The sequence below is a fragment of the Streptomyces sp. NPDC059355 genome (assembly GCF_042752335.1).
Taxonomy (GTDB): domain Bacteria; phylum Actinomycetota; class Actinomycetes; order Streptomycetales; family Streptomycetaceae; genus Streptomyces.
On sequence record NZ_JBHYXN010000001.1, the window covers coordinates 300,338 to 321,862 of the forward strand.

Annotated in this window: 19 protein-coding genes and 2 pseudogenes; 13 read left to right on the forward strand and 8 right to left on the reverse strand. The window is 72.0% G+C overall.

All coding sequences use genetic code 11. From position 1 onward, the window contains the following. Positions 1-35: 35 nt before the first annotated feature. Positions 36-407 (reverse strand): DUF6193 family natural product biosynthesis protein, encoded by a 372-nt coding sequence (locus ACFXGI_RS01310; RefSeq protein ID WP_384701479.1) that lies wholly within the window; start codon positions 405-407, stop codon positions 36-38. A gap of 71 nt (positions 408-478) precedes the next feature. After that, the gene (locus tag ACFXGI_RS01315; protein WP_030860603.1) at positions 479-937 is read right to left on the reverse strand and encodes an Lrp/AsnC family transcriptional regulator; all 459 of its coding nucleotides are present in this window, start codon (positions 935-937) and stop codon (positions 479-481) included. Between the two features lie 138 nt (positions 938-1,075). On the opposite strand from ACFXGI_RS01315, the gene ACFXGI_RS01320 reads away from it, so the two are divergent. The 4 genes from ACFXGI_RS01320 (at position 1,076) to ACFXGI_RS01335 (ending at position 6,267) form a co-directional block, all read left to right on the forward strand. Beyond that, complete coding sequence (locus ACFXGI_RS01320; protein WP_384701482.1) at positions 1,076-2,062, forward strand: DMT family transporter; 987 nt, start codon at positions 1,076-1,078, stop codon at positions 2,060-2,062. After that, a complete protein-coding gene (locus ACFXGI_RS01325) occupies positions 2,055-3,248 on the forward strand; it encodes an aromatic amino acid transaminase (protein WP_384701485.1) in 1,194 nt (397 codons plus the stop codon). Before ACFXGI_RS01320 ends, ACFXGI_RS01325 begins: the two co-directional genes overlap by 8 nt. 217 nt (positions 3,249-3,465) lie before the next feature. After that, positions 3,466-5,529: a discoidin domain-containing protein gene (locus ACFXGI_RS01330; RefSeq protein ID WP_384701837.1), complete on the forward strand. Its 2,064-nt coding sequence runs from the start codon at positions 3,466-3,468 to the stop codon at positions 5,527-5,529. A 108-nt stretch (positions 5,530-5,637) separates the two neighbouring features. Next, positions 5,638-6,267: a TetR/AcrR family transcriptional regulator gene (locus tag ACFXGI_RS01335; protein ID WP_384701488.1), complete on the forward strand. Its 630-nt coding sequence runs from the start codon at positions 5,638-5,640 to the stop codon at positions 6,265-6,267. Between the two features lie 38 nt (positions 6,268-6,305). Here ACFXGI_RS01335 and ACFXGI_RS01340 read toward each other — a convergent pair whose 3' ends face one another. Next, on the reverse strand, positions 6,306-7,265 hold the full coding sequence (locus tag ACFXGI_RS01340; protein ID WP_384701490.1) for a LysR family transcriptional regulator: 960 nt from the start codon (positions 7,263-7,265) through the stop codon (positions 6,306-6,308). A gap of 160 nt (positions 7,266-7,425) precedes the next feature. On the opposite strand from ACFXGI_RS01340, the gene ACFXGI_RS01345 reads away from it, so the two are divergent. After that, positions 7,426-10,926, forward strand: coding sequence for a M28 family peptidase (locus tag ACFXGI_RS01345; protein WP_384701840.1), 3,501 nt, complete (start codon positions 7,426-7,428; stop codon positions 10,924-10,926). 92 nt (positions 10,927-11,018) lie between these two features. Here ACFXGI_RS01345 and ACFXGI_RS01350 read toward each other — a convergent pair whose 3' ends face one another. Further along, complete coding sequence (locus tag ACFXGI_RS01350; protein WP_384701493.1) at positions 11,019-11,297, reverse strand: hypothetical protein; 279 nt, start codon at positions 11,295-11,297, stop codon at positions 11,019-11,021. 152 nt (positions 11,298-11,449) lie between these two features. Here ACFXGI_RS01350 and ACFXGI_RS01355 point away from each other — a divergent pair, with 152 nt between their 5' ends. Together ACFXGI_RS01355 and ACFXGI_RS01360 are read left to right on the forward strand one after the other, a co-directional pair. Next, on the forward strand, positions 11,450-12,730 hold the full coding sequence (locus tag ACFXGI_RS01355; protein ID WP_384701496.1) for a VWA domain-containing protein: 1,281 nt from the start codon (positions 11,450-11,452) through the stop codon (positions 12,728-12,730). Then, positions 12,730-13,560, forward strand: coding sequence for a hypothetical protein (locus tag ACFXGI_RS01360; protein ID WP_384701499.1), 831 nt, complete (start codon positions 12,730-12,732; stop codon positions 13,558-13,560). Before ACFXGI_RS01355 ends, ACFXGI_RS01360 begins: the two co-directional genes overlap by 1 nt. A gap of 188 nt (positions 13,561-13,748) precedes the next feature. On the opposite strand, the gene ACFXGI_RS01365 is transcribed toward ACFXGI_RS01360, so the two are convergent. The 3 genes from ACFXGI_RS01365 to ACFXGI_RS01375 are packed head-to-tail and all read right to left on the reverse strand — an operon-like array spanning position 13,749 to position 16,434. Further along, the gene (locus tag ACFXGI_RS01365; protein ID WP_384701502.1) at positions 13,749-14,507 is read right to left on the reverse strand and encodes a hypothetical protein; all 759 of its coding nucleotides are present in this window, start codon (positions 14,505-14,507) and stop codon (positions 13,749-13,751) included. Positions 14,508-14,557: 50 nt separating this feature from the next. Further along, positions 14,558-15,211, reverse strand: a complete 654-nt coding sequence (locus ACFXGI_RS01370; RefSeq protein ID WP_384701505.1) for a response regulator — start codon at positions 15,209-15,211, stop codon at positions 14,558-14,560. Continuing rightward, complete coding sequence (locus ACFXGI_RS01375; protein ID WP_384701508.1) at positions 15,199-16,434, reverse strand: histidine kinase; 1,236 nt, start codon at positions 16,432-16,434, stop codon at positions 15,199-15,201. Before ACFXGI_RS01375 ends, ACFXGI_RS01370 begins: the two co-directional genes overlap by 13 nt. Before the next feature lie 178 nt (positions 16,435-16,612). Between ACFXGI_RS01375 and ACFXGI_RS01380 the strand changes: the two genes are divergently transcribed. Together ACFXGI_RS01380 and ACFXGI_RS01385 are read left to right on the forward strand one after the other, a co-directional pair. Beyond that, entirely contained in the window at positions 16,613-17,017 is a 405-nt protein-coding gene (locus ACFXGI_RS01380; RefSeq protein WP_384701511.1) for an LPXTG cell wall anchor domain-containing protein, read from the forward strand. Positions 17,018-17,147: 130 nt separating this feature from the next. Further along, positions 17,148-17,426, forward strand: coding sequence for a hypothetical protein (locus ACFXGI_RS01385; protein WP_384701514.1), 279 nt, complete (start codon positions 17,148-17,150; stop codon positions 17,424-17,426). Positions 17,427-17,437: 11 nt separating this feature from the next. On the opposite strand, the gene ACFXGI_RS01390 is transcribed toward ACFXGI_RS01385, so the two are convergent. Further along, the gene (locus ACFXGI_RS01390) at positions 17,438-18,097 is read right to left on the reverse strand and encodes a DUF2278 family protein (protein WP_384701517.1); all 660 of its coding nucleotides are present in this window, start codon (positions 18,095-18,097) and stop codon (positions 17,438-17,440) included. Between the two features lie 144 nt (positions 18,098-18,241). On the opposite strand from ACFXGI_RS01390, the gene ACFXGI_RS01395 reads away from it, so the two are divergent. From ACFXGI_RS01395 to ACFXGI_RS01410, 4 genes and pseudogenes are all read left to right on the forward strand, one after another. Then, the gene (locus tag ACFXGI_RS01395) at positions 18,242-18,910 is read left to right on the forward strand and encodes a DUF6445 family protein (RefSeq protein WP_384701519.1); all 669 of its coding nucleotides are present in this window, start codon (positions 18,242-18,244) and stop codon (positions 18,908-18,910) included. 45 nt (positions 18,911-18,955) lie between these two features. Further along, positions 18,956-19,523 (forward strand): annotated as a pseudogene (locus ACFXGI_RS01400) (transposase). Positions 19,524-19,913: 390 nt separating this feature from the next. After that, positions 19,914-20,141: pseudogene (locus ACFXGI_RS01405) on the forward strand (SCP2 sterol-binding domain-containing protein); the annotation flags it as partial. A gap of 149 nt (positions 20,142-20,290) precedes the next feature. Beyond that, positions 20,291-21,439 (forward strand): acyl-CoA dehydrogenase family protein, encoded by a 1,149-nt coding sequence (locus tag ACFXGI_RS01410; RefSeq protein ID WP_384701522.1) that lies wholly within the window; start codon positions 20,291-20,293, stop codon positions 21,437-21,439. The last annotated feature ends 86 nt before the right edge of the window (positions 21,440-21,525 follow it).

Genomic DNA, 21,525 nt, shown 5'->3' on the forward strand with positions numbered 1-21,525 from the left:
TACGGGGCGTCGGCGCGGTCAGGACGGTGAAGGGCTCAGAGCGGAGCGGGAACGTCCGTCGGCAGCTCGGCGACCACGAGGGCCACGGCCTCGGCCGTGCCCGGGCCCTCCTGCAGCCGGCCGTCGCAGGTCCGCACCTCGTAGCGGCCGTTGCCCAGCGCCCGCACCAACGGCAGGTCGAAACAGATGGGCGGAGTGGCCCGGCGGCTGAAGCGGAGCCAGCACAGGGTCATCCCCGGGGACAACACGCGCAGCCGGGGCTCGGCACGGGCGGCTTCGACCAGTTCCCGGATCCGGGAGGCGTCCCGGACGCCGAGCCGCTCGTGCAGCCGCCGCCACCGCTCCTCGACGACCTCGCCGAGACCGTCGACCGGAGCCCACGGCGCGGCAGGCATCTCCTCTGACATACGGTCAAGTATGCGTTCCCCGGCGGGGATCGACCGCCGGCGCCGGCGGTGACCGGGCACGATCGCCCGTGTCACGCGGGGGTCGGATAGACCCGGGACTGTTTCACGCTGCCGAAGGCGAAGCTCGACTCGATCGACGCGATGCCGGGGATGGCGTGGATGCGGTTGCGGACGAGGGATTCGTACGCCTCCAGGCTCTCGATGACCACCCGGAGCAGGTAGTCGCTGCTTCCGGCCATCAGGTAGCAGTCCTGGATGTGCTCGATGAGCGCGACGTGCCCCTCGAAGACACCGACCGCCTCCTTCGTGTGGCGGTCCAGGCGGATCCGGACGAAGACCGTGATCGGCAGACCGAAGGCCACCTGGTCGACCATGGCCGTGTAGCCGCGGATCAGGCCGGCCTCCTCCAGGCGCCGCACGCGGCGCAGGCAGGGCGACGGGGACAGCCTGACCCGGTCGGCGAGGTCCTGGTTGGACAACCGCCCGTCGGCCTGCAATTCGCGGATGATCTGGAGATCGACTGCGTCCATCGCCCCTCCCTGGCCTCTCTTTGGCAGATTCTGCCTCAAACGTATGTCCGAGAGGCAGAACTGGCAATCGGCTGCCCCGGCAGAAGCCCTAGCGTTGCTCCATGGCCGGATCCGGCCCCCGAGGCTGGAGGAGCCCCCTTGGTCACCACGAATGCCGGTCCCGCGACGGCGCCCCCGCCGGCCGCCGGCGCCGCCGTCCGCCCACGTCTCTCCCCGCAGGCGAAGGGCGCCGTGGCCCTGGCCGTGACCGTCCTGATCTGGGCCGCCTTCGCGCTCAGCGCCCGGGCCCTGAGCTCCTCCTCCCTGCTGCCCGCCGACGCGGCCCTGCTCCGCTTCGGCGTGCCGCTGCTCGTCCTGGCGCCCGCGCTGTGGCGGCGGCGCCGGCAGATGGCCGCCGTCCGCCCCGCCACCGCACTCAAGATCGCCTGCGGGGCCGGGGTGCCGTTCTTCCTGGCCGCGATGTACGGCGGCTCCCTCACCTCGGCGGCCTTCGTCGGCTCGATCGTCCCCGGGATGGTCCCGCTCTTCGTCTCCGCGCTGATGGTCGCCGCGGGCAAGGGCCTGCCCCGGGGCACGCAGGCGGCCGGGCTCGGGCTGATCGCGGTCGGCGTGGTCGCCCTGGTCTGGCGCTACGTCGTCCCGCTGAACACGCAGGTGCTGGCCGGCGCCGGGATCCTGCTCGTCGCGAGCGGGCTGTGGGCCCTGTACACGGTCGGACTGAAGGAAGTGGAGCTCGATCCCGTCGGATCGATCGGCCTCCTGTGCCTGCCCTCGTTCGCGGTGATGGCACTCCTGGTCCTGACCGGGGTACTGCCGACCGGCCTGGCCTCGGCCGCGGGGAGCGACATCGCCCTGTTCCTGGTGGTGCAGGGGCTGGGGGTGGGCCTGTGTGCCGGCCTGCTGTACGCCTTCGCCATCCGCAGCCTCGGCGCGGAGCGCAGCTCCACCGTGGGCAGCCTCAGCCCGGTCGCCGTGGTCCTGCTCGCGATCCCCCTGCTCGGCGAGTCGCCGACCGCGGCCGTGCTCGTCGGCGTCCCCCTCATCACCGCGGGCGTCGCCCTCGCCAACCGGCGCCCTCGTACCACCGCCCGCATCCAGCAGCCCGAGGTTCCCGACCATGCTTGAGCTCCTCCTCCCGCCGCCCGTCGACCCGCTGTGGGACCTCACCGAGGCGTACGGAGCCGACGCCCGGCCCGAGCGCCTGAACCTCGTCCTCGGCGTCTACCGCGACCAGACGGGTGGCACCCCCGTCATGGCGGCGGTGCGCGAGGCCGAGATACGGCTGGCGGAGCGCTCCGCCTCCAAGGAGTACCGGGGGCTCTCCGGCAACACGGCCTTCAACCGGGCGATGCTGTCGCTGGTCCTGGGTTCCGGTGGCGCGGCCGAGCGGGCGGTGGCCGTCCAGACCGTCGCGGGCAGCGGCGCGCTGCGGCTGCTGGCCGACCTGATCTGCCGGACCCGGCCCGGCACGACCGTGTGGATCAGCGACCCCGCGTACGTCAACCACCGCCCCATCCTGGAGGCCGCCGGGCTGACCGTGCGGACGTACGGCTGGCAGGACGCCGAGGGCCGCTTCGACACGGCGGGAATGCTGCGCGACCTCGGCGGGGCGCGCCGCGACGACGTGGTCCTGCTCCAGGGCTGCTGCCACAATCCGACCGGGGTCGACCCGTCCGCGCAGGACTGGGGGGCCGTGGCCGAGCTCGCCGCCGAGCACGGCTGGGTGCCGTTCGTGGACCTCGCGTACCACGGGCTCGGCGACGGCCTGGAGGCCGATCTGGCGGCCACGCGCATGCTCGCGGAGCGCGTGCCGGAGATGCTCGTCGCCATCAGCTGTTCGAAGAACTTCGGGCTCTACAGCGACCGGACCGGCTGCGCCGTCGTGGTCGGCGCCTCGCGGCAGTCGCTGCGGCACGTGGAGACGGCGCTGCAGAACGCCGCCCGCACCCTGTACTCGATGCCGCCGGAGCACGGCGCCGCGGTGGTGACGGCGATCCTCGAGGACGACGGACTGCGGGCCCTGTGGCGCGCGGAGCTGGACGGGATGCGGGCGCGGATCGAGGACAACCGGCGCGGGCTGACCGCGGAGCTGACCGCGCTGGGGTGGAACGCGCAGGCCGATGTGCTGGCGCGGCAGAAGGGGATGTTCTCGATGCTGCCGCTCACCGCGCGTCAGATGCTGCGGCTGCGCAGCAGGTTCGCCATCTACGGGACGACGGCCGGGCGGATCAACATCGCGGGGATCCCGGCGCACCGGATCCCCTGCCTCGCGCAGGGCGTCGCGGCGGTCCTCGACGAGGGCGCCGAGTAGCGGCGCCGCGCCCTCCGCCGGGCGGGCTCTCCCCCAGGCGGGCCCGGCCCGGCAGCTGACATTCCATCAGGTCATCCGTCCCGGACCCTTGACTCTGTTACCGCCGGTAGCCATTCTCGTCACACTGTCTGCGCGGGACATGACAATCAGCCGGCTCCCTCAGACGGTCTGCGTCCTCGACCGCGCCATCCGCCGACCGATGACGTGAGTGATGACCATGACCCGAGTCCCGCACCGAAGGCGCAGGCCCCTCGCGCTGCTCGCCCTTCTCCTCGCCATGGTGGCCATGGCCCTCGGCCCCGCGCCCGGCGCGGCGGCCGACGGCGATGCCGGCTGGTGGAACCCGACCGCGCGGCCCGCGCCCGACTCCCAGATCAACGTCACGGGCGAGCCGTTCAAGGGCACCGACGCCCAGGGGCGGGTCCGGGGCTTCGTCGACGCCCACGACCACATCATGTCCAACGAGGGCTTCGGCGGCCGGCTCATCTGCGGCAAGGCCTTCTCCGACCTGGGGGTGGCCGACGCCCTCAAGGACTGCCCCGAGCACTACCCCGACGGCTCCCTCGCGATCTTCGACTTCATCACCAAGGGCGGGGACGGCAAGCACGACCCCAACGGCTGGCCGACGTTCAAGGACTGGCCCGCCCACGACTCCCTGACCCACCAGCAGAACTACTACGCCTGGATCGAGCGCGCCTGGCGCGGCGGCCAGCGCGTCCTCGTCAACGACCTCGTCACCAACGGGGTGATCTGCTCGGTCTACTTCTTCAAGGACCGCAGCTGCGACGAGATGACCGCCATCCGCCTGGAGGCGCAGAAGACGTACGACATGCAGGCCTACATCGACAAGATGTACGGCGGCCCGGGCAAGGGCTGGTTCCGGATCGTCACCGACTCCGCGCAGGCCCGCGACGTCGTCCAGCAGGGCAAGCTGGCCGTGGTGCTGGGCGTGGAGACCTCCGAGCCGTTCGGCTGCAAGCAGATCCTGGACATCTCCCAGTGCAGCAAGGAGGACATCGACCGCGGCCTCGACGAGCTGTACCGGCTCGGCGTCCGCAGCATGTTCCTCTGCCACAAGTTCGACAACGCGCTGTGCGGGGTCCGCTTCGACGAGGGCGCCCTGGGAACGGCGATCAACGTCGGGCAGTTCCTGTCCACCGGCACCTTCTGGAAGACCGAGCAGTGCGCGGGCCCGCAGCACGACAACCCGATCGGCCTGGCACCCGCGCCCGCGGCGCAGAAGGAGCTGCCGGCGGGAGTGGCGGTCCCCTCGTACGCGGCCGGCGCGCAATGCAACTCCCGCGGTCTCACCGATCTCGGCGAGTACGCCGTGCGCGGCATGATGAAACGCAAGATGATGCTCGAAGTCGACCACATGAGCGTCAAGGCCGCGGGCCGGGCCTTCGACATCCTCGAATCCGAGTCCTACCCGGGCGTGATCTCCTCCCACAGCTGGATGGACCTGGGCTGGACCGAACGCCTCTACAAGCTCGGCGGGTTCGCCGCCCAGTACATGAACGGGGCCGAGGGGTTCAGCGGCGAAGCCGCCCGTACGAAGGCGCTGCGCGACAAGTACCAGGTCGGCTACGGGTACGGCACCGACATGAACGGGGTCGGCGGCTGGCCGGGCCCGCGCGGCGCCAACACCCCGAACCCGGTGAAGTACCCGTTCCGCAGCACCGACGGCGGCTCCGTCATCGACAGGCAGACCACCGGGCAGCGCACCTGGGACCTCAACACCGACGGCGCCGCGCACTACGGCCTGGTCCCCGACTGGATCGAGGACATCCGGCAGGTCGGCGGCCAGGGCGTCGTGGACGACCTCTTCAAGGGCGCCGAGTCCTACCTGCACACCTGGGGGGCGTCGGAGCAGCACAAGGCCGGGGTCAACCTCGCCGCGGGCGCGCCCGCCTCGGCCAGCTCCGCCGAGTGGAACCCGTTCGTCAGCTACGCGCCCGGCCGGGCCGTGGACGGTGACACGGGAACCCGGTGGGCGAGCGACTGGAACGACGACCAGTGGCTGCGGATCGACCTCGGCTCCGCCGGAGTGGTCAAGCGCGTCACCCTCGACTGGGAGCGCGCGTACGGCAAGTCCTACCGGATCGAGGTCTCGACGGACGACGTGAACTGGCAGACCGTGTGGTCCACCACCGCCGGCGACGGCGGATTGGACACGGCGCGGTTCGCCGGGGTCCCGGCCCGGTACGTACGCGTCCACGGAGCGGGGCGCGGCACGCAGTGGGGCTACTCCCTGCACGAAGTCGGCGTCTACAGCAGCTGACGGCCCGAAGCGGCGCCCGCAGGCCGGGGCCGGTGGGATCGGCTCGTCCGATCCCACCGGCCCCGGCCTCGGCCGTACCGCCGCCCGCACGAAGGGAACCGATTCCGCATGGCACGGATGCCGTTGGCGCAGCGGCGCAGACAACTGACCGAGGCCGCGATCCGGGCGATGGCCCGCGACGGCGTCCCGCGGACGACGACCCGGTCGATCGCCGCCGAGGCGGGCGTGTCGCTGAGCGTCTTCCACTACTGCTTCGACTCCAAGCAGGCGCTGCTCGAATCGGTCATCGAGACCATCACCGAGCACTACCTGGCGGTGGTGAGGGAGGCGATCCTGCCGCGCACCACCCTCCGCGAGACCGTCAGGGCCGGTTTCCGGGCCTACTGGGACCACGTCCGCGCCCACCCCGCCGAGCACATGCTCACGTACGAGCTCACCCAGTACGCCCTGCGCGAGCCGGGGTTCGAGCACCTGGCGCGGCGCCAGCACCAGTTGTACTGCGCGACGTACGCGCAGCTGCTGGAGCAGGTCTGCCTCGACATGGAGGCCGGACTGCGCGTCCCCGTGCCCGTGCTGGCCCGCTACCTGGCGGCGATGACGGACGGGCTGACCCTGAACTTCCTCGTGCTCGGCGACGCGGCCGCGGCGGAGGCGATCCTCGACATGGTGTCCGACCACGTGGCCGGCCTCGTCCACGACGAGCGGCCGCTGCCGTCGTCCGGCCCGTCGCTCCCCTGAGGCCCGCCGAGGCACGCTGAGCGCCTCTGGCCCCGCTCTCATCCCAGGACCGGGTGCGCCTCCGGGTGGGCGTTCCACCACGCCCGGTGGAAGGGGTTGTTGTCCACGTTGGCCAGGTACGCGCCGGCCGCCGCGCGGTAGAGGACGTCCGCCTGTCCGGCGGAGACCGCCGAACGGTTCCAGGCGAGCCGGATACGCCCCGTGATCGGGGTGCCGAGCAGCGGGCGCATCACCGTGCCCTCCACCGCGGGGGCCGTGGGCTGGGTGAGGGAGATGGCGCGGCCCGCCGCCACCAGGTCGTGGCGCATCTTGCGGTCGGTGATCCGGTGGCGCAGGGAGGGGACGAAGCCTGCCTTGGCGCAGGCCCCGACCAGCGCCTCGGGGCCGCCGTCGTCGTCCTCCACGAGGGTCATCCACTGCTCGCCGGCCAGTTCGGCGAGGTCCAGGACCTCCCTCCCGGCCAGCGGGTGCCGGGTGGACATCCGGATGCAGAACGGCTCCTTCGGCACCAGGGTCCGGGCCAGGGCGCCCTGGGGCAGCGCCACCTCGTGGTCGTTGACCTCGCCGTAGACGATGACGTCGTACCGGCCCGCGCCGAGCATCCGTACGAGCGCGGTCACCGAGTGCTCGACGTCGACGGTGATCTCCCGCCCGGAAAGGACGAGGTCCGTCCGCGCGAGCAGTCCGTCGATCAGGACGAGCAGGATGCAGCCGAGCCGCAGCGGGGCGTCGGTAGCCATCGCGCGGGTCTCGGCTCCGAGGCTCTCCATCTCGGTGAGCACGCGCCGCGCCTTGGCCAGGACGAACTGGCCCAGCGGCGTGGGCTCCACCCCGCTGCGGCCGCGGACGAAGAGCTCGCCGCCCGCGACCCGCTCGATCCTGCGCAGCTGCGCGGAGAGCGCGGGCTGGGAGACCCCCAGCCGGCGGGCCGCGCCCCCCAGGCTCCCGGACTCGGCTATCTGGCACACGGCTTGCAGATGCCTCAACTCCAGCTGCATTCCGGCAGCTTACGCAGCGTGATCCCACGGCACCATAACGCGGACCTTATGTGCGCAGGGATGTCCCAATCTCGCCATGTCCACGCCCATACTCGGCGCCAACACCCACCCGGAACACCCCCCACACGATCGGAGTGGACTCTTGCAGCCCACCAGATGGATGGCCTCCGTGGCGGCCATGGCGCTGACGGCGAGCCTCGCCGGCACGCTGGCCACCGCCGCGTCCGCCTCGGCGCAGGCCCAGCCCCCCGCACCCTCCCCGCAGGCCAAATCCGCCGAGCGCGCGGTCGCCGCCGCCGACGCAGCGGTCCGCAGCGGCCTCGACACCCTGGTCAACTCGCCCCAGCAGCAGTACGACCGGCGCCTGGTCACCCCCTGGGTGCAGGACCTGTACTCCGTCTCCTACGAGCGCAGCTACCGCGGGCTTCCGGTCGTCGGCGGCGACGCCGTCGTCCTCGCCGACGGCGAGGGCCGTGTACGCGCCGTCCAGTCGGCCTCGGCCGCCGCGATCGACATCGCGACCACCCCCTCCGTCAGCGCGAAGGCGGCGGAGACCGTCTCGCGCGCGGAGCTCGCCAAGGTCGACAAGGTGCTCGACAGCCGGCTCGTCGTCAAGATCAAGGACGACAGGCAGGTGCTCGCCTGGGAGACCGTCCTCTCCGGCAACACCAAGACCGCACCCAGCAAGCTGCACGTCTTCGTGGACGCCCGCACCGGCAAGGTCGTCGACCGCCACGACGAGGTCGTCGCCGGCAGCGGGACCAGCAAGTGGAACGGCCCGAACCCGCTCACGCTCGACACCACGGCCTCGGGCGGCTCGTACTCGCTGCGCGACCCGAACCGGCCCGGTCTGAGCTGCGCCGACTACAGCACCGGCAGCGTGTTCACGAAGTCCTCCGACTCCTGGGGCACGGGCAACGCCACGTCCAAGGAAACCGGCTGTACGGACCTGATGTTCGCCGCGCAGAAGCAGTGGGACATGCTGAGCCAGTGGCTGGGCCGCAACGGCGTCAGCGGCAACGGCCGCAGCTTCCCCGGCAAGGTGGGCCTGGGCGACCTCAACGCGTACTGGGACGGCAGCTCGGTCACGATCGGGCACAACAGCGCCAACGAGTGGATCGCCGGGATCGACGTGGTGGGCCACGAGTACGGGCACGCCATCGACTCCAACACCCCCGGCGGCACCAGCGGCCAGGAGTCCGGGCTCGGCGAGGGCACCGGCGACATCTTCGGCGCGCTGACCGAGGCGTACGCCAACGAGCCGGCCCCGTACGACACCCCGGACTACACCGTCGGCGAGATGATCAATCTCCAGGGCAGCGGGCCGATCCGGAACATGTACAACCCGCCGGCCGTCAACAACGACCCGGCCTGCTACAGCTCCGCGATACCCGGCACCGAGGTGCACGCGGCCGCGGGACCCCTGAACCACTGGTTCTACCTGCTGGCCGAGGGCAGCAACCCGGGTGGCGGCAAGCCCACCAGCCCCACCTGCAACCAGTCCACGGTCACCGGCGTGGGCGTGCAGACCGCCGGCAAGATCTTCTACGGCGGCATGCTGCTCAAGACCAGCAGCATGTCGTACAAGAAGTACCGGACGGCGACCCTCAGCTCCGCCAAGTCGCTGGACCCGGCCACCTGCAACCTCTTCACCAAGACCAAGGCCGCCTGGGACGCGATCAGCGTGCCCGCCCAGTCCGGCGACCCGACCTGCACCCCGAGCGGGCAGAACGACGACTTCTCGATGGCGCTGAACCCCTCCGCGGGCAGCGTCCAGCAGGGCGCCTCGGTCACCACCACCGTGACCACCAGCACCACCACCGGCCAGGCGCAACAGGTGACGCTGACCGCCACCGGCCTGCCGTCCGGGGTGAGCGCCTCCTTCAACCCGGCCACGGTGCAGTCCGGCCAGTCCTCGACGCTGACCCTGTCCGCCACGGCCAACGCGGCGCCCGGGTCCTCCACGATCACGGTCAAGGGCCAGGGCCCGAGCCTCGCGCACACCGTCGACTACGCGCTGAACGTCGGCAGCACCCAGCCCGGGAACGACCCGCCGAACATCAACGTGGCGAACGTCCAGGCGCATCTGACCCAGCTGAACACCATCGCCTCGCAGAACGGCGGCAACCGCCGCGCGGGCAGCGCCGGTTACACCCAGTCCGTGGCGTACATCAAGGGCAAGCTGCAGGCGGCCGGCTTCACCGTCACCGAGCAGAACTGCACCTCGTGCACCTACCCGTCCAGCAACCTGATCGCGGACTGGCCCGGCGGCCCGGCGGACCAGACCGTCATGTTCGGCGCCCACCTCGACAGCGTCTCGGCGGGCCCCGGCATCAACGACAACGGCTCGGGCTCCGCGACCCTGCTGGAGAACGCGCTCGTCCTCGCGCAGAAGAACCCCACCCTGACCAAGCACGTGCGGTTCGCCTGGTGGACCGACGAGGAGCAGGGCCTGAACGGCTCGGAGTTCTACGTGGGCCGGCTCAGCAGCGCCGAGAAGGCCGCCATCAAGGGCTACTACAACTTCGACATGGTCGGCTCGCCCAACGGCGGCTACTTCATCAACAACCTCAACTCGACCACGGCCGCACCGCTGAAGGCGTACTGGGCCTCGCTGAACCTCGCCCCCGAGGAGAACACCGAGGGCCAGGGCCGCAGTGACGACTACTCCTTCCAGCAGGGCGGCATCCCCACCTCCGGCTACGCGGCCGGCGCCAGCGCCCGCAAGACCTCGGCACAGGCGACCAAGTGGGGCGGCACCGCGAACGCGGCGTACGACGCCTGCTACCACAGCTCCTGCGACACGACCGGCAACATCAACGCGACGGTGCTGGACCGCAGCGCCGACGGCGTCGCCTACACGATCTGGAAGCAGGCCGTCGGCGGCGACACCCCGGCGCAGGACTTCTCGATCGCCACCTCACCGGCGGCCGGCTCCGCCACCCCGGGCACCAGCGTCACGTCCACGGTGAACACCACCACCGTGAGCGGCAGCCCGCAGACCCTCGCCCTGTCCGTCTCCGGCGCCCCGTCCGGGGTGACCGCGGCGCTCAGCCCCTCCTCCGTGCAGTCCGGCGGCTCCTCGACGCTCACCGTGCAGGTCGGCGCGGCCACCGCGGCGGGCACCTACACCCTGACCGTCACCGGTACCGGCACGGTCGCGCACAGCACCACCTACACCCTGACCGTCGGCGGAGGCGGGGGTACGTGCACCCCGAAGCAGGTCGTGGTCAACGGCGGCTTCGAGAGCGGCAGCAGCCCGTGGACCGCCACCGCGGGGGTCGTCACCAACCAGTCCGGCCAGGTCTCGCACAGCGGCGCGTACATGGCGTGGCTGAACGGCTACGGCGCCTCCCACACGGACAGCGCGTCGCAGTCGCTGGCCCTCCCGGCCGGCTGCGCCACGGCCCGGCTCGCCTTCTACCTCCACATCGACACCGATGAGGACGAGAGCGTGGTCTACGACCGGTTCACCGTCTCGGTGGGCGGCCAGACCCTGGAGACCCTGTCCAACCTGGACGCGGCCCCGGGCTACGTGCTCAAGAGCTACGACGTGTCCCGGTTCGCCGGCCAGACCGTCACCCTGAAGTTCCAGGGCGTGGAGGACCAGTCCCTCCAGACCTCCTTCGTCGTCGACGACGTCACCCTCCAGGCGAGCTGACGCCCGTCCGATCCCCTCCCGGGCGGCATGAGCCCCGGCCCTCGCGGCCGGGGCGCGTGCCGCCCGGCCGCGTCGGCGGCCGTCGGCCGTCGTCAGTAGCGGCGCGGGGACATGACCTGGGGCACGGCGTCCGGGCCCTCCAGGACACAGCGCGGAAGGCCGGGCCCTGGTGTCGCGCGCACGGACACCGGTGTCGGCGGATCGGTCGGCAGCTCCACCTGCACGGTGACGGGCCGGTCGTGGTGCGTGGAGCCGTGCCCGGTCTCCTTGCCGTCGACCAGGATCTCCACCTCGACGTGATGGCCGGTCTCGACGGTGGCGCTGACGGAGTGCCCCGCATGATCGATGTGGAAGTGATGGCGTCGTCTCATGGGATCGCCTCCCTGGGGGCACTGCGAACCGTCCCCCCGTCCAGGGTAGCCGCGCCCGCCGCGGACGGCAGGTCGGCCCCGGCAGGCGCGGGGCGGGCAGGGTTCCCCGGAGCGTTTTGGTCCCCGGGCCGGATCCTCAATACGATCCGGCGATGATCACAAGAAAATGGGTGGCGGCCGGGGCCTGTGGCCTGTTGGCCACTCTGGCGGTCGGGCTCTTCCCGGCGAATGCCGCCGCCGGCGAACCGGTGGCGAAGGAGTCCCCCAAGGTCGAGCTGGTCCTCGACGTCAGCGGCTCGATGCGGGCGACCGACATAGACGGCAAGTCCCGGATGGCCGCGGCGAAGCAGGCGTTCAACGAGGTGCTGGACGCCACGCCGGACGAGGTACGGCTCGGGATACGGACCCTCGGGGCCACCTATCCCGGTGACGACCGGCAGCTCGGCTGCAAGGACACCAAGCAGCTCTACCCGGTCGGCAAGCTCGACCGGACCGAGGCGAAGACGGCGGTGGCCACCCTGGCCCCCACCGGCTGGACGCCGATCGGGCCGGCCCTGCTGGGCGCGGCCGAGGACCTCAAGGGAGGCGACGCCACCCGGCGGATCGTGCTCATCACCGACGGCGAGGACACCTGTGCCCCGCTCGACCCGTGCGAGGTGGCCCGTGACATCGCGGCCCAGGGCATCCACCTCGTCATCGACACGCTCGGGCTCGTCCCCGACGCCAAGACGCGCAACCAGCTGATCTGCATCGCCGAGGCCACCGGCGGCACCTACACCTCGGTGCAGCACACCGCCGAGCTCTCCGGCCGGGTCAAGCAGCTGGTGGACCGGGCGGCGACCCCGGTCGTCACCCCGGTGGCGACCGAGGGCGCCAAGCAGTGCGCCGGCGCCCCGCAGCTCGGCGCGGGCCTGTACACCGACCGCGAGACCTTCGGCGAGCACCGCTGGTACCGGGTGGATGTCAAGCCCGGCCAGGAGCTGCGCGCTTCGGTGAGCATCGCCGCCGACCGGGCCGTCAACAACGACTACGGGGTCATGCTGCGGGCCACCACCGTGCACGGGCGGGAGATCGTCCGCGGCTCGGAGGCGGGCGACGGACGGACCGACATGATCTCGACCGGTCTGCGCTACCCGAAGGCCGAGGCCGACGACTCCGACGAGCACGGCGACGGCAAGCCGGCGGTGGAGACCGTCTGCCTGCAGGTCAGCAACTCCTTCGCGGCGCCCGCCTCGGTCAAGACCACGCCGGGCCTGCCCGTCGAGCTCACCATCGACGTGGTGGACGGGCCCGACGACGCGTCCGACGCGGCGGCGTTCGGTCTCGGCCGCGGCTGGTGGCTGCTCGGCGTGCTGGTGCTCGCCGGTCTCGTCGCCGGTCTGCTGTGGGGCTGGATCTCCCGCTGGCGTATCTCGGTCTGGAGGACCAACTGATGCGTACCGTACGCATACTGACCGCCGCCGCCCTCGCCGCGGGCGGTGTGCTCGGCATGGCGGGCGCCGCCCTGGCCGACACCCCGTCGGCGAGCGCGAGTACGAGCGCGAGCCCGGGCGGCAAGGCCTCCGGGCCGACCGAGGCGGGCACGGCATTCCGTACCGCCACGGCGCTCCAGCCGGGCCAGCGGGCCACGGCCGAGGCCTCCACGGGTGACTACCTGTACTGGGTGGTCCCGCTGGACTCGGGCCAGCGGGCCACGGTCAAGGCCACGGTGAAACTGCCTCCGGCGGCGAACCGGCACGGCGCCTCGACGTGGCAGCTCGACGTCTACGACGGGCTGCGCCGCCGCCAGGCGTGCACCTACGGCACGCAGCAGGCCGCGGCTGCCAAGGAGGCCGCCTCGGTGGAGCTGTCCTGCACGCTGCGCACCGTCCGCCCGGGTGCGGAACCCTGGGCCAACGACCCGCTGCCCGGAAGCTACTACGTCCGCCTGACGGTGGTCGGCGTGGCGCAGGAGGACCTCGGTCTTCCGGTGCGGGCCGAGGTCGAGGCCTCCACCCGGAACACCGGAGGCGCCTTCGCGGTGGACGGCGCCGTGGCGAAGCCGCTCGTACCCGGCATCGGCAAGACCGAGCAGGCGGGCACCGGCGGTTCGGACCGGTCGGCGGCCATGGGCGAGCCGGCCGACGGCTGGTCCGGCGGCCGGTGGTCCGACCGCTGGATCTGGACGGCGGCGGGCGGGATCCTCGGCGCCCTCGCCGGCATCTTCGGGTACTCCCTCACCCGCGGCAGGGGCCGCCCTTCCGGGGTCCCGCCCCGCGCCTGACCGCCCCGGCGGCCACGGCACCCCGCCGTGGCCGCCGGGCACCCGCCAGGGGGTGTCCGCAAAGTAGCGCCGTGCGCCCGGAGGGCGGTCCCACGGCGTCCGGTGCGTGCTCCCGGTGCGCCGAGAGCGCGTGCCGGGCCCCGCCGGCCAGACGGGACTTTGACGACACGACCCAGCGGAGGCAGTCCTCAGTAGCCCGCCTCCGCGCGGCCCGCGTCCGCCGCGATGTCCAGCCGGCCCGGCGCCGCCGGATCGTGCATGCCGGGCGCGATGTCGCAACGGCCCGCCCCGGCCCGGGCCGTGACCCGGAAGCGGGTCTCCGCGGGCACGGTGAGCCGGAGCCGCCCCGAGCCCGCCCGGGCGGTGACCCGCTCCGGCGGGGCGGCGAACCGGGCGACGGCCGAGCCCGCCCCGGCCCGGATCTCGGCCTCCGGCGAGCTGAGCCCGGTGGCTTCGAGCGAGCCCGCACCCACGCTCGCCCGCAGCGGCCCGCGCAGCGCGCTCAGCCGGAGCGTCCCGGCACCGACCGAGGCGTCGACGGCCCCGCCCAGCCCGCTGACCACCACCGTGCCGGAGCCCGCGGTGACCTTCACCGGGATGCCGGCGGGCACGGTGACGCCCAGGTCGACCGAGCAGCCGATGCCGGAGGCCACGAAGTCCGCGGCCGCCGGGCAGCGCGGCGTCAGCTTCAGGGTGTCGCCGAGCCAGCTCTCCTCGATGTGCGGAGCCACCATCGACCAGCGCGTCTCGGCCCGGTAGACCACCTGTCCGTCGGAGCGGGGGGTGATGCGCACGTCGGCGCCACCCGCGTCGATCTCCACGGCGGACACGGGCCGTTCGCCGCTGCCGCCGCTCAGCGTCGCCCTCCCGCTCTCGCCGGAGGCGTACGACCAGACCTGCCAGGTGGCGGGGGCGACGACGAACGCGGCGCTCAGGGCCGCGGCCACGACCCACGCCGTACGCCGAGGACGCCGGGGCCTCCCGCCGCCGCCCCCGCTCACGAGGTGCCGTCCAGGAAGCGCAGGACCGCCAGCACCCGCCGGTGGTCGCCGTCGGCCTGCGGCAGGTCCAGCTTGGCCAGGATGTTGTTGATGTGCTTGGCGACCGCGCTCTCGCCGACCACGAGCTGTGCCGCGATCCCCGCGTTGGAGCGCCCCTCGGCCATCAGCGCGAGCACCTCCCGTTCGCGCGGGGTGAGCCGCTCCAGCGGGTCGATGCCCCCGCCGCGCCGCAGCAGCAGCTGCGAAACCACCTGCGGGTCGAGGGCGGTGCCGCCGGCCGCGACCCGCCTGACGGCGTCGATGAACTCCTCGACGTCGGCGACGCGCTGCTTGAGCAGGTACCCGACGCCCCCGGCCTGACCGGCCAGCAGATCCGCCGCGTAACGCTCCTCCACGTACTGCGAGAGCAGCAGGACCGAGGTTCCCGGCCACTGTTGGCGGATCATCAGGGCCGCGCGCACGCCCTCGTCGGTGAAGCCCGGGGGCATGCGTACGTCGACCAGGGCGAGGTCGGGTTCGTGCGCGGCGACGGCGGCGAGCAGGGCCTCGGCGTCCCCGGTCTCGGCGGCCACCTCGAATCCGGCCATTTCGAGGACCTTGACCAGCCCTATTCGCAGCAGCACCGAATCCTCGGCGATCACAGCCCGCACGGCAGCTCCACAGTCACGACGGTCGGGCCCCCGAGGGGGCTGTTGATCAAGATGGTTCCGTCGACCGACCCTACGCGTTTGCGCAGGCCCACCAGCCCGGTGCCGCGGGCCGGGTCCGCGCCGCCCACCCCGTCGTCGGTGACGGTGATGCGCAGCAGGTCGGCGTCCCGGCGGGCGTCCACGCGACAGCGGGAGGCCTCGGCGTGCTTGGCTACGTTGGCGAGGGCCTCGGAGACGACGAAGTAGGCGACGGCCTCCACGGTGGGGCCGGGCCGGCGCGCCAGCTCCACGGTCAGCTCGACGGGCAGCGGCGCCCGGGCCGCGATCCCGGACAGGGCCGCGTCGAGTCCCCGGTCCTCCAGGACGGCCGGATGCAGGCCGCGTACGAGGTTGTTGAGCTCCTCGATGGCCTCCTTGGCCTCGCGGTGGGCCTCGTCGATCACGGCCTTGGCCTCGGGCGGCAGATCGGTGAGCGTGGCGCGGGCGATGCCGAGGTTCATGGCGAGGGCGACCAGGCGCTGCTGGGCGCCGTCGTGCAAGTCCCGTTCGATCCGGCGGCGTTCGAGGTCCGCGGCGTCGAGGACGTCGGCCCGGCTCTCGGCGAGGTCCTCGACGCGCCGCTCCAACTCCTTGGCCCGGTTGGGCCCGAGGAGGGCGGCCGCGGCGAAGGCGTCGAGACGGGACAGGGCGGCGGCGAGCCAGGGGGTGGCGAGCAGCAGCAGGGCGCCGAGCGCGGTGATGGTGTCGTAGCGCCCGGTCCAGCCGGGGCCGCCGTACTCTGCGGGCAGCATCCACGACCAGCCGTACACGGCGGCCCCGGCGATCCCGCACGCCCAGGCCAGGACGACCAGCGCCCCGCCGATCCCCGCGAGCGGGCTGACCAGCAGGTGGTACCCGTACTGCCGCCAGGTCGACTCCGCGCGCAGCCATGCGAGCAACGCCTTCGGGTGCAGCGTCCGTTGTCCGTGCGCGACGGCCGGGATCTCCCGCTCCAGCAGCTCCCGGAACCGGCTGCGCTGCAGCAGGGTGAGCAGCGGGGTCAGGATCAGCAGCACGAGCAGCGTCAGCGCGGCGCCCTTGGGGAACACGAACGCGGCCGCGGCGGGCAGGGCCATCGGAATCGCGGCGACGGTGAAGGCGGTGCTGCGCCAGGCCCACGCCGACCAGGGCGCGTGGCCGGCGATCCACCGTGTGGTACGCCTCAGCGCCCCGGAAAGTCCCATGCCCGTACGGTAATCGCACTGGTCAGGGCCGCTCCACCACCCTGGTACCCGGTCGGGGGTGTAGCCAGTGCCACCCCCGGTTCGGACAGTGCCGCTACTGATTCCGGTCCTCCGCGCGACCAGAGTGATGTCCGTACCCGGAGGACGGACCACCGGGGCCGGAAGGAGCTCCACCGCCATGACCCTGGTCGCCCCGCGCCTGCGGACCCGCCACACGTCCCGGCCCCGGCTGGCCACGCTGCTCACCGGCGCCGGGGTGGCGTTGCTGCCGTGGATGGTGGTGCTGGCGAAGACGCTGCCGCAGACCGCGGAGGTCTCCAACTGGTCGACCGCCTGGATCGGGCTGGACGCCATGCTGGCGGCCGGGCTGAGCGGTACGGGGCTGCTGCTGGGGCGCCACGATCCCCGTGCGGCGCCGCTGGCCGCGGCGACCGCCGCGCTGCTGGTGATGGACGCCTGGTTCGACGTGACGACCGCGGCTCCGGGCAGCGCCCGGGCGGCGGCCGTGGCCCTGGCGGTCTGCGCGGAACTGCCCCTGGCGGCGGCCTGCGCGGCGGTGGCGGTCCGCCGTCCGGTGTTCTAGCGTCGGAAGGGCGGGGTGACCGATGCGCCACGCCGGCCGTTCCCCCGGAGTGCCCGCGCCGTGCCGCCCCCGCCCGTGGCCCGGCGCCTCGGCGGGCCGCGCGACCGACCGAGAGAGCAGGTGCGTCCGTATGCGTCCGTCGGCCCGTATACCCAGCGTCCTCGCCGGTTTCGTCCTCGCCGCCGGCGGCGCCTTCTTCGCCGCCCCGGCCGCCGGCGCGGCCACCCCCACCAGCATCCAGGAGTGCGAGCAGTACGTCGCACAGCACGGCAAGAAGGTCACCCCCGACGGAGTGGGGCAGGCCTGCTACGAGGGCCAGATCGGCAACCAGACCAGCTGCGCCGCGAGCCTCCAGGCGGTCGGCATCTCCGCGGACGTCGCGTCCGGGGCCTGCCGCGCGGCTCATTAGACCCCCGGACGTCACACCGGGTGGCCGTCTTCGTCGGTGGGCTCCTTCTGCGTGGAGAACTTGGAGACGAACACGTCGAAGAGGCCGTCCGGGCGCCGGGTCAGCGTGGCCCCGTCCTGCCAGATCCCGTTGTCCGGCCACCACTGGCTGTCGTGGGGATCGCCCTGGTTCTGGTGGACGTTGTGCATGCCGAGCCCCTCGTCGAAGGGTTCGCCGAAGACCAGGACGGGCCGGCCCACGACGAGGATCGGCTCCAGCGCCGCCGAGGCCTCCAGGTACGAGCCGGAGACCCAGGGCCGGGGCGGGTTCAGCCGGTCCAGGATCCGCTGGAACCACCGCGGCGGGTGGCCGCCGAGGAGACAGCCGGGGCGGTCCGCGAGCGCCGGGTGCCGCAGGTAGTCGAGCGCGCCGGATCCGGAGGTCCGGGCGAGGTCGTGGTAGCCGGGCGCGGGCGAGGCGACGGGGTCGAGCACCGAGGCGTGCAGGGTGAAGACCTTCCACTGCACCCCCACGGCGGAGTGCTTGCTGTCCACGTCGACGGCGCACTCGTAGCGGCCGGCGGGCGCGTCGACCTCCAGGTGTACGTGGAACCAGCGGCCCTGGTCGTCGGGCCGGTCTCGGAAGTGGCGGTGCAGGGTTCCGGACAGCACTCCGTAGTTTTCGAGCGGCATGCCGCCAGTGAACCACCCGGGCCGCCCGACCGCGGGCGCCCGCAGGCGTGTCCCGACGATCTCCCAAGCCATGGTGAACACTTGACGGAACGTTGACTCCTTCCGGAGCGAGCCGCACCGCACCCGGTGGCTACCGTCCCTGCCATGCCCCTACCTCCCCCCCTCCCGGTCCTCCCGTACCGCAAGCCGACCCGCGGGCGCGACTACTGGGTACTGGACGACGTACTGCCGGACCCGGACGCCGTACGGGAGCGCTGCCTGGCCAAGGACGACTGGACCGAGGGTTATCCGCACAAGCCCGAGAGCTGGCCGGGGCTGCGCGCGATGCCGGGCCTGGAGCCCGAGGAACTGGCCCTGGTGGAGCGGCTGGTGCGCAAGTCCACCGGCGCGCCGAAGCTCTGGGCCGAACGGCTCGCGGGCGGCGGCACGTTCAACCACAACTGCGTCCAGGTCGTCGGCGAGGGCGAGTCCGAGCCGCGCCCGCACACCGACTCGCGGAGCCTGTGCCGCTATGCCGCCGTGCTCTACCTCAACCCGAAGGTGCCGAAGGACTGCGGGACCAGCTTCTACCGGCAGAGCCTGCCCGGCGGCGCGCTGGGCGGCAACCAGGTGATCGCCCCGCACAACAACCTGGTCGACGCCCTGGGAACCCGCTTCGTCTCCCCGGACTCCTTCACCGAGGACGTACGGGTCCCCCATCGCGCCAACCGGCTGCTGCTGTACTCCGCGAACCTGATCCACAGCGCCACCGGCTACTGGGGCCGGACGCTGGAGGAGAAGCGGATGACGGCCGTCTTCTTCTGGAAGGCCTAGGGTCTGCCGCCAAAGTGATCTTGGATTGTGGTTCACGGAGTCGCGATACGTCGCCATGAACTGTCCGATGCCGAGTGGGAACTCGTGCAGCCGTTGCCGCCCCATCCCGTACTGGGGCAGCCGCGTCCGGATGGCCGGGCGGCCCTCAACGGGATCGTGCGGAAGTTCCGCACCGGGTCGCCCGGCGGGACGTGCCCGAGCGATACGGGTCGCGGGCCGGCCTCCACATGCGTTTCCGCCGGTGGGCGGCGAACGCGACCTTCGAGCGGATGCTCCGGCTGCGCAGGCGCAAGCAGACGACGCGGGCGACATCGAGTGGCCGGTGTCGGTCGGCTCCACCATCGTCAGCACGCGGCCGGGGCCCGAAAAGGGGCTCCGGGGCCCGGCCCTCGGCCGCGGTCCGACCAGGTCGCCAACCGGACCCGGCGCGGCAGAGCCGACGGCCGCCCGCCGCCCGCCGGCCTTCGACCGCAGCGTCCACAAGCACCGCAACGTCGTCGAAGGGTGCTTCGACCGCCTCAAGCAATGGCATGACCTCGCCACCAGCTGCGACAAGACTGCCCAGTCCTACCAAGCAGCCGTCATCCTCGGATCGCTCCTGATGTGGGCGTGACACTCTGACGACAACTCCTCTTACTGCAGCGCTCGGTGTCGTCTGCATCGCCGGTATGACCGGTGCAGGATGTGGTCGATGCCGGGCGGGGGCCGGGCGGACTCCCTTGTTCAGCCGACTCCCGCGGCTGAAGAAGCCGTGCACGAAACGCTCACGCAGAGCCTTCAGTTCACGCCTCCCACACGGGAGCCCTCCTGACCGGGGCAACCAAACCCGCCCTCGGACAGGAGACCCGGATACGGCCGTGCGGGTCGGCCGTTCATCGAGCGCGAATCACCGCTCAGCTCCGGGAGCAGAGGAGGAAAAGGGCCGATCAATCCCCTGAAGCGATGCCTCCTTTCCTCTTGATTTCTCCTACATTTCTGCAGTTTCTTCGCCTCCGCCGACGAATTCCACATCGGGGAGAGCGTCCCTGAGCAGGCGACGATCACCATCCGCATGTCGTGTGACGTAGCCCATGCCCTCTGGCTCGGAAAACTGCTGGCCCCCACGGCAATTGCCACCCGCAAGGTCCGGATCCAGGGGAATGCGGCCCGGGTGCTGGACCTAGTGCCCATGCTGCGCCCGGCGTTCGATCACTACCCTGCGGTCGCGCAGGCAGCCGGGCTCCCCGTCTGACGCGCTGCGCGCCCGCCCCGATCCCGATCGGCTGCCGGACGGCGTCCGCTCCGGTGCGGCACAGCCGGTCCTCGGCAGGGATTTCCTCCCCGCCGGCACCTCGCACACGATCCCCAAAAGGGAGAAATGTATCCGGATTCGCAACGGAATTGAACTTCGACAGCCTTCCCGATGAGCTGGAGAAATTCCGTAACCAGGTGTTCGAGTTCGTTCAGGAAAGTATCGCACCCAGGGTACTGGAGCTCGATGCTGCGCCCGCCGACGGCTTCGACTGGGAGTTGGTCGAACAGGGCCACGCCCTCGGCCTGACCCGTGTAGCGATACCCCGCGACTTCGGCGGCCTGGGGCTCGGCATGCCGGGGACCGCTGTCGCCCTGGAGGAGATGGCTTCGGTCTGCGCCGTCAACGGCCGGAAGCGCTTCATCACCAACACCCAAGTGGCCAGGTTCGCTTCGGTCTTCGCCAACATGGAGGGCACCCCGGGAGCCACCGGCCTCACCTCGTTCATGGTCACCCTCGACAGCCCGGGCGTCACACGGGGCCCAGTGGCGGACAAGATGGGATACCGGCTCTGCCTGGGCAGCGAGTTGATCTTCGAGGACGTCCGGGTACCGGTGGAGAACCGGGTCGGTGCCGAAGGTGACGGCATGCGCATCAACATGGCTCAGAGCAACATGGCCCGGGCCGCAGTCGCCGGCATCTCCACAGGAGTCGCCCGCGGCGCCCTGGAGATGGCCTTGAACGGGTGCGGCACCCGGGTACAAGGCGGAAGGCAGCTGCAGCACCATCAGTTCACTGCCGCCAAACTCGCCGAGATGACCGCCAAGGTCGATGCCTCGCGACTGCTCTACCTGAAGGCGGCACACAAGGCGGACAACGAGCTGCCCGCACCGCAGTACGAACCGGCCGTCGCCAAGCTCTTTGCCGACCGGACCGCCATCGAAGTCGCCGACCTGGCCATGTCCCTGGCAGGAGCTCGCGGCTACCTGCGCTCCTTCGATGGAAAAGCGGCTGAGGGACGCCTACGGCGCCCGTATCTACGAAGGCACCCCCGAGGTCCTCGCTCTCGTGATCACCGAGTCCCTCTACTCGGAGAACTGAGTGAGCGGCACCCGCGGCGGGCCCATCCCCACATCCGGCAAGACCCCGCACAGCGTTCCCGGCCCGGCCGCGCACTGCTCACCGACGATACGCCGACGAAATGGTCCGCCTGCACGCCGGCCTTGATTTCCGGCGGCTGCCCGACCAGCTCATCGGTGAACCCCTCCATTTCCGGCACGACGACCGGCACCGGCTGATCACCTTCACCGTGGTCGAGGACCAGCTGCCCCAGCACTATCTGCTGGGCGTACTCGGTTTCGGACTCGCTCAATACCTGCGGCTC

Excerpts from the sequence above, each read along its gene's own strand:
- ACFXGI_RS01310 (WP_384701479.1), bottom strand. The coding sequence starts at position 407 with ATGTCAGAGGAGATGCCTGCCGCGCCGTGGGCTCCGGTCGACGGTCTC.
- ACFXGI_RS01315 (WP_030860603.1), bottom strand. The coding sequence starts at position 937 with ATGGACGCAGTCGATCTCCAGATCATCCGCGAATTGCAGGCCGACGGG.
- ACFXGI_RS01325 (WP_384701485.1), top strand. The coding sequence starts at position 2,055 with ATGCTTGAGCTCCTCCTCCCGCCGCCCGTCGACCCGCTGTGGGACCTC.
- ACFXGI_RS01330 (WP_384701837.1), top strand. The coding sequence starts at position 3,466 with ATGACCCGAGTCCCGCACCGAAGGCGCAGGCCCCTCGCGCTGCTCGCC.
- ACFXGI_RS01335 (WP_384701488.1), top strand. The coding sequence starts at position 5,638 with ATGGCACGGATGCCGTTGGCGCAGCGGCGCAGACAACTGACCGAGGCC.
- ACFXGI_RS01340 (WP_384701490.1), bottom strand. The coding sequence starts at position 7,265 with ATGCAGCTGGAGTTGAGGCATCTGCAAGCCGTGTGCCAGATAGCCGAG.
- ACFXGI_RS01345 (WP_384701840.1), top strand. The coding sequence starts at position 7,426 with ATGGCCTCCGTGGCGGCCATGGCGCTGACGGCGAGCCTCGCCGGCACG.
- ACFXGI_RS01350 (WP_384701493.1), bottom strand. The coding sequence starts at position 11,297 with ATGAGACGACGCCATCACTTCCACATCGATCATGCGGGGCACTCCGTC.
- ACFXGI_RS01355 (WP_384701496.1), top strand. The coding sequence starts at position 11,450 with ATGATCACAAGAAAATGGGTGGCGGCCGGGGCCTGTGGCCTGTTGGCC.
- ACFXGI_RS01360 (WP_384701499.1), top strand. The coding sequence starts at position 12,730 with ATGCGTACCGTACGCATACTGACCGCCGCCGCCCTCGCCGCGGGCGGT.
- ACFXGI_RS01375 (WP_384701508.1), bottom strand. The coding sequence starts at position 16,434 with ATGGGACTTTCCGGGGCGCTGAGGCGTACCACACGGTGGATCGCCGGC.
- ACFXGI_RS01380 (WP_384701511.1), top strand. The coding sequence starts at position 16,613 with ATGACCCTGGTCGCCCCGCGCCTGCGGACCCGCCACACGTCCCGGCCC.
- ACFXGI_RS01385 (WP_384701514.1), top strand. The coding sequence starts at position 17,148 with ATGCGTCCGTCGGCCCGTATACCCAGCGTCCTCGCCGGTTTCGTCCTC.
- ACFXGI_RS01390 (WP_384701517.1), bottom strand. The coding sequence starts at position 18,097 with ATGCCGCTCGAAAACTACGGAGTGCTGTCCGGAACCCTGCACCGCCAC.
- ACFXGI_RS01395 (WP_384701519.1), top strand. The coding sequence starts at position 18,242 with ATGCCCCTACCTCCCCCCCTCCCGGTCCTCCCGTACCGCAAGCCGACC.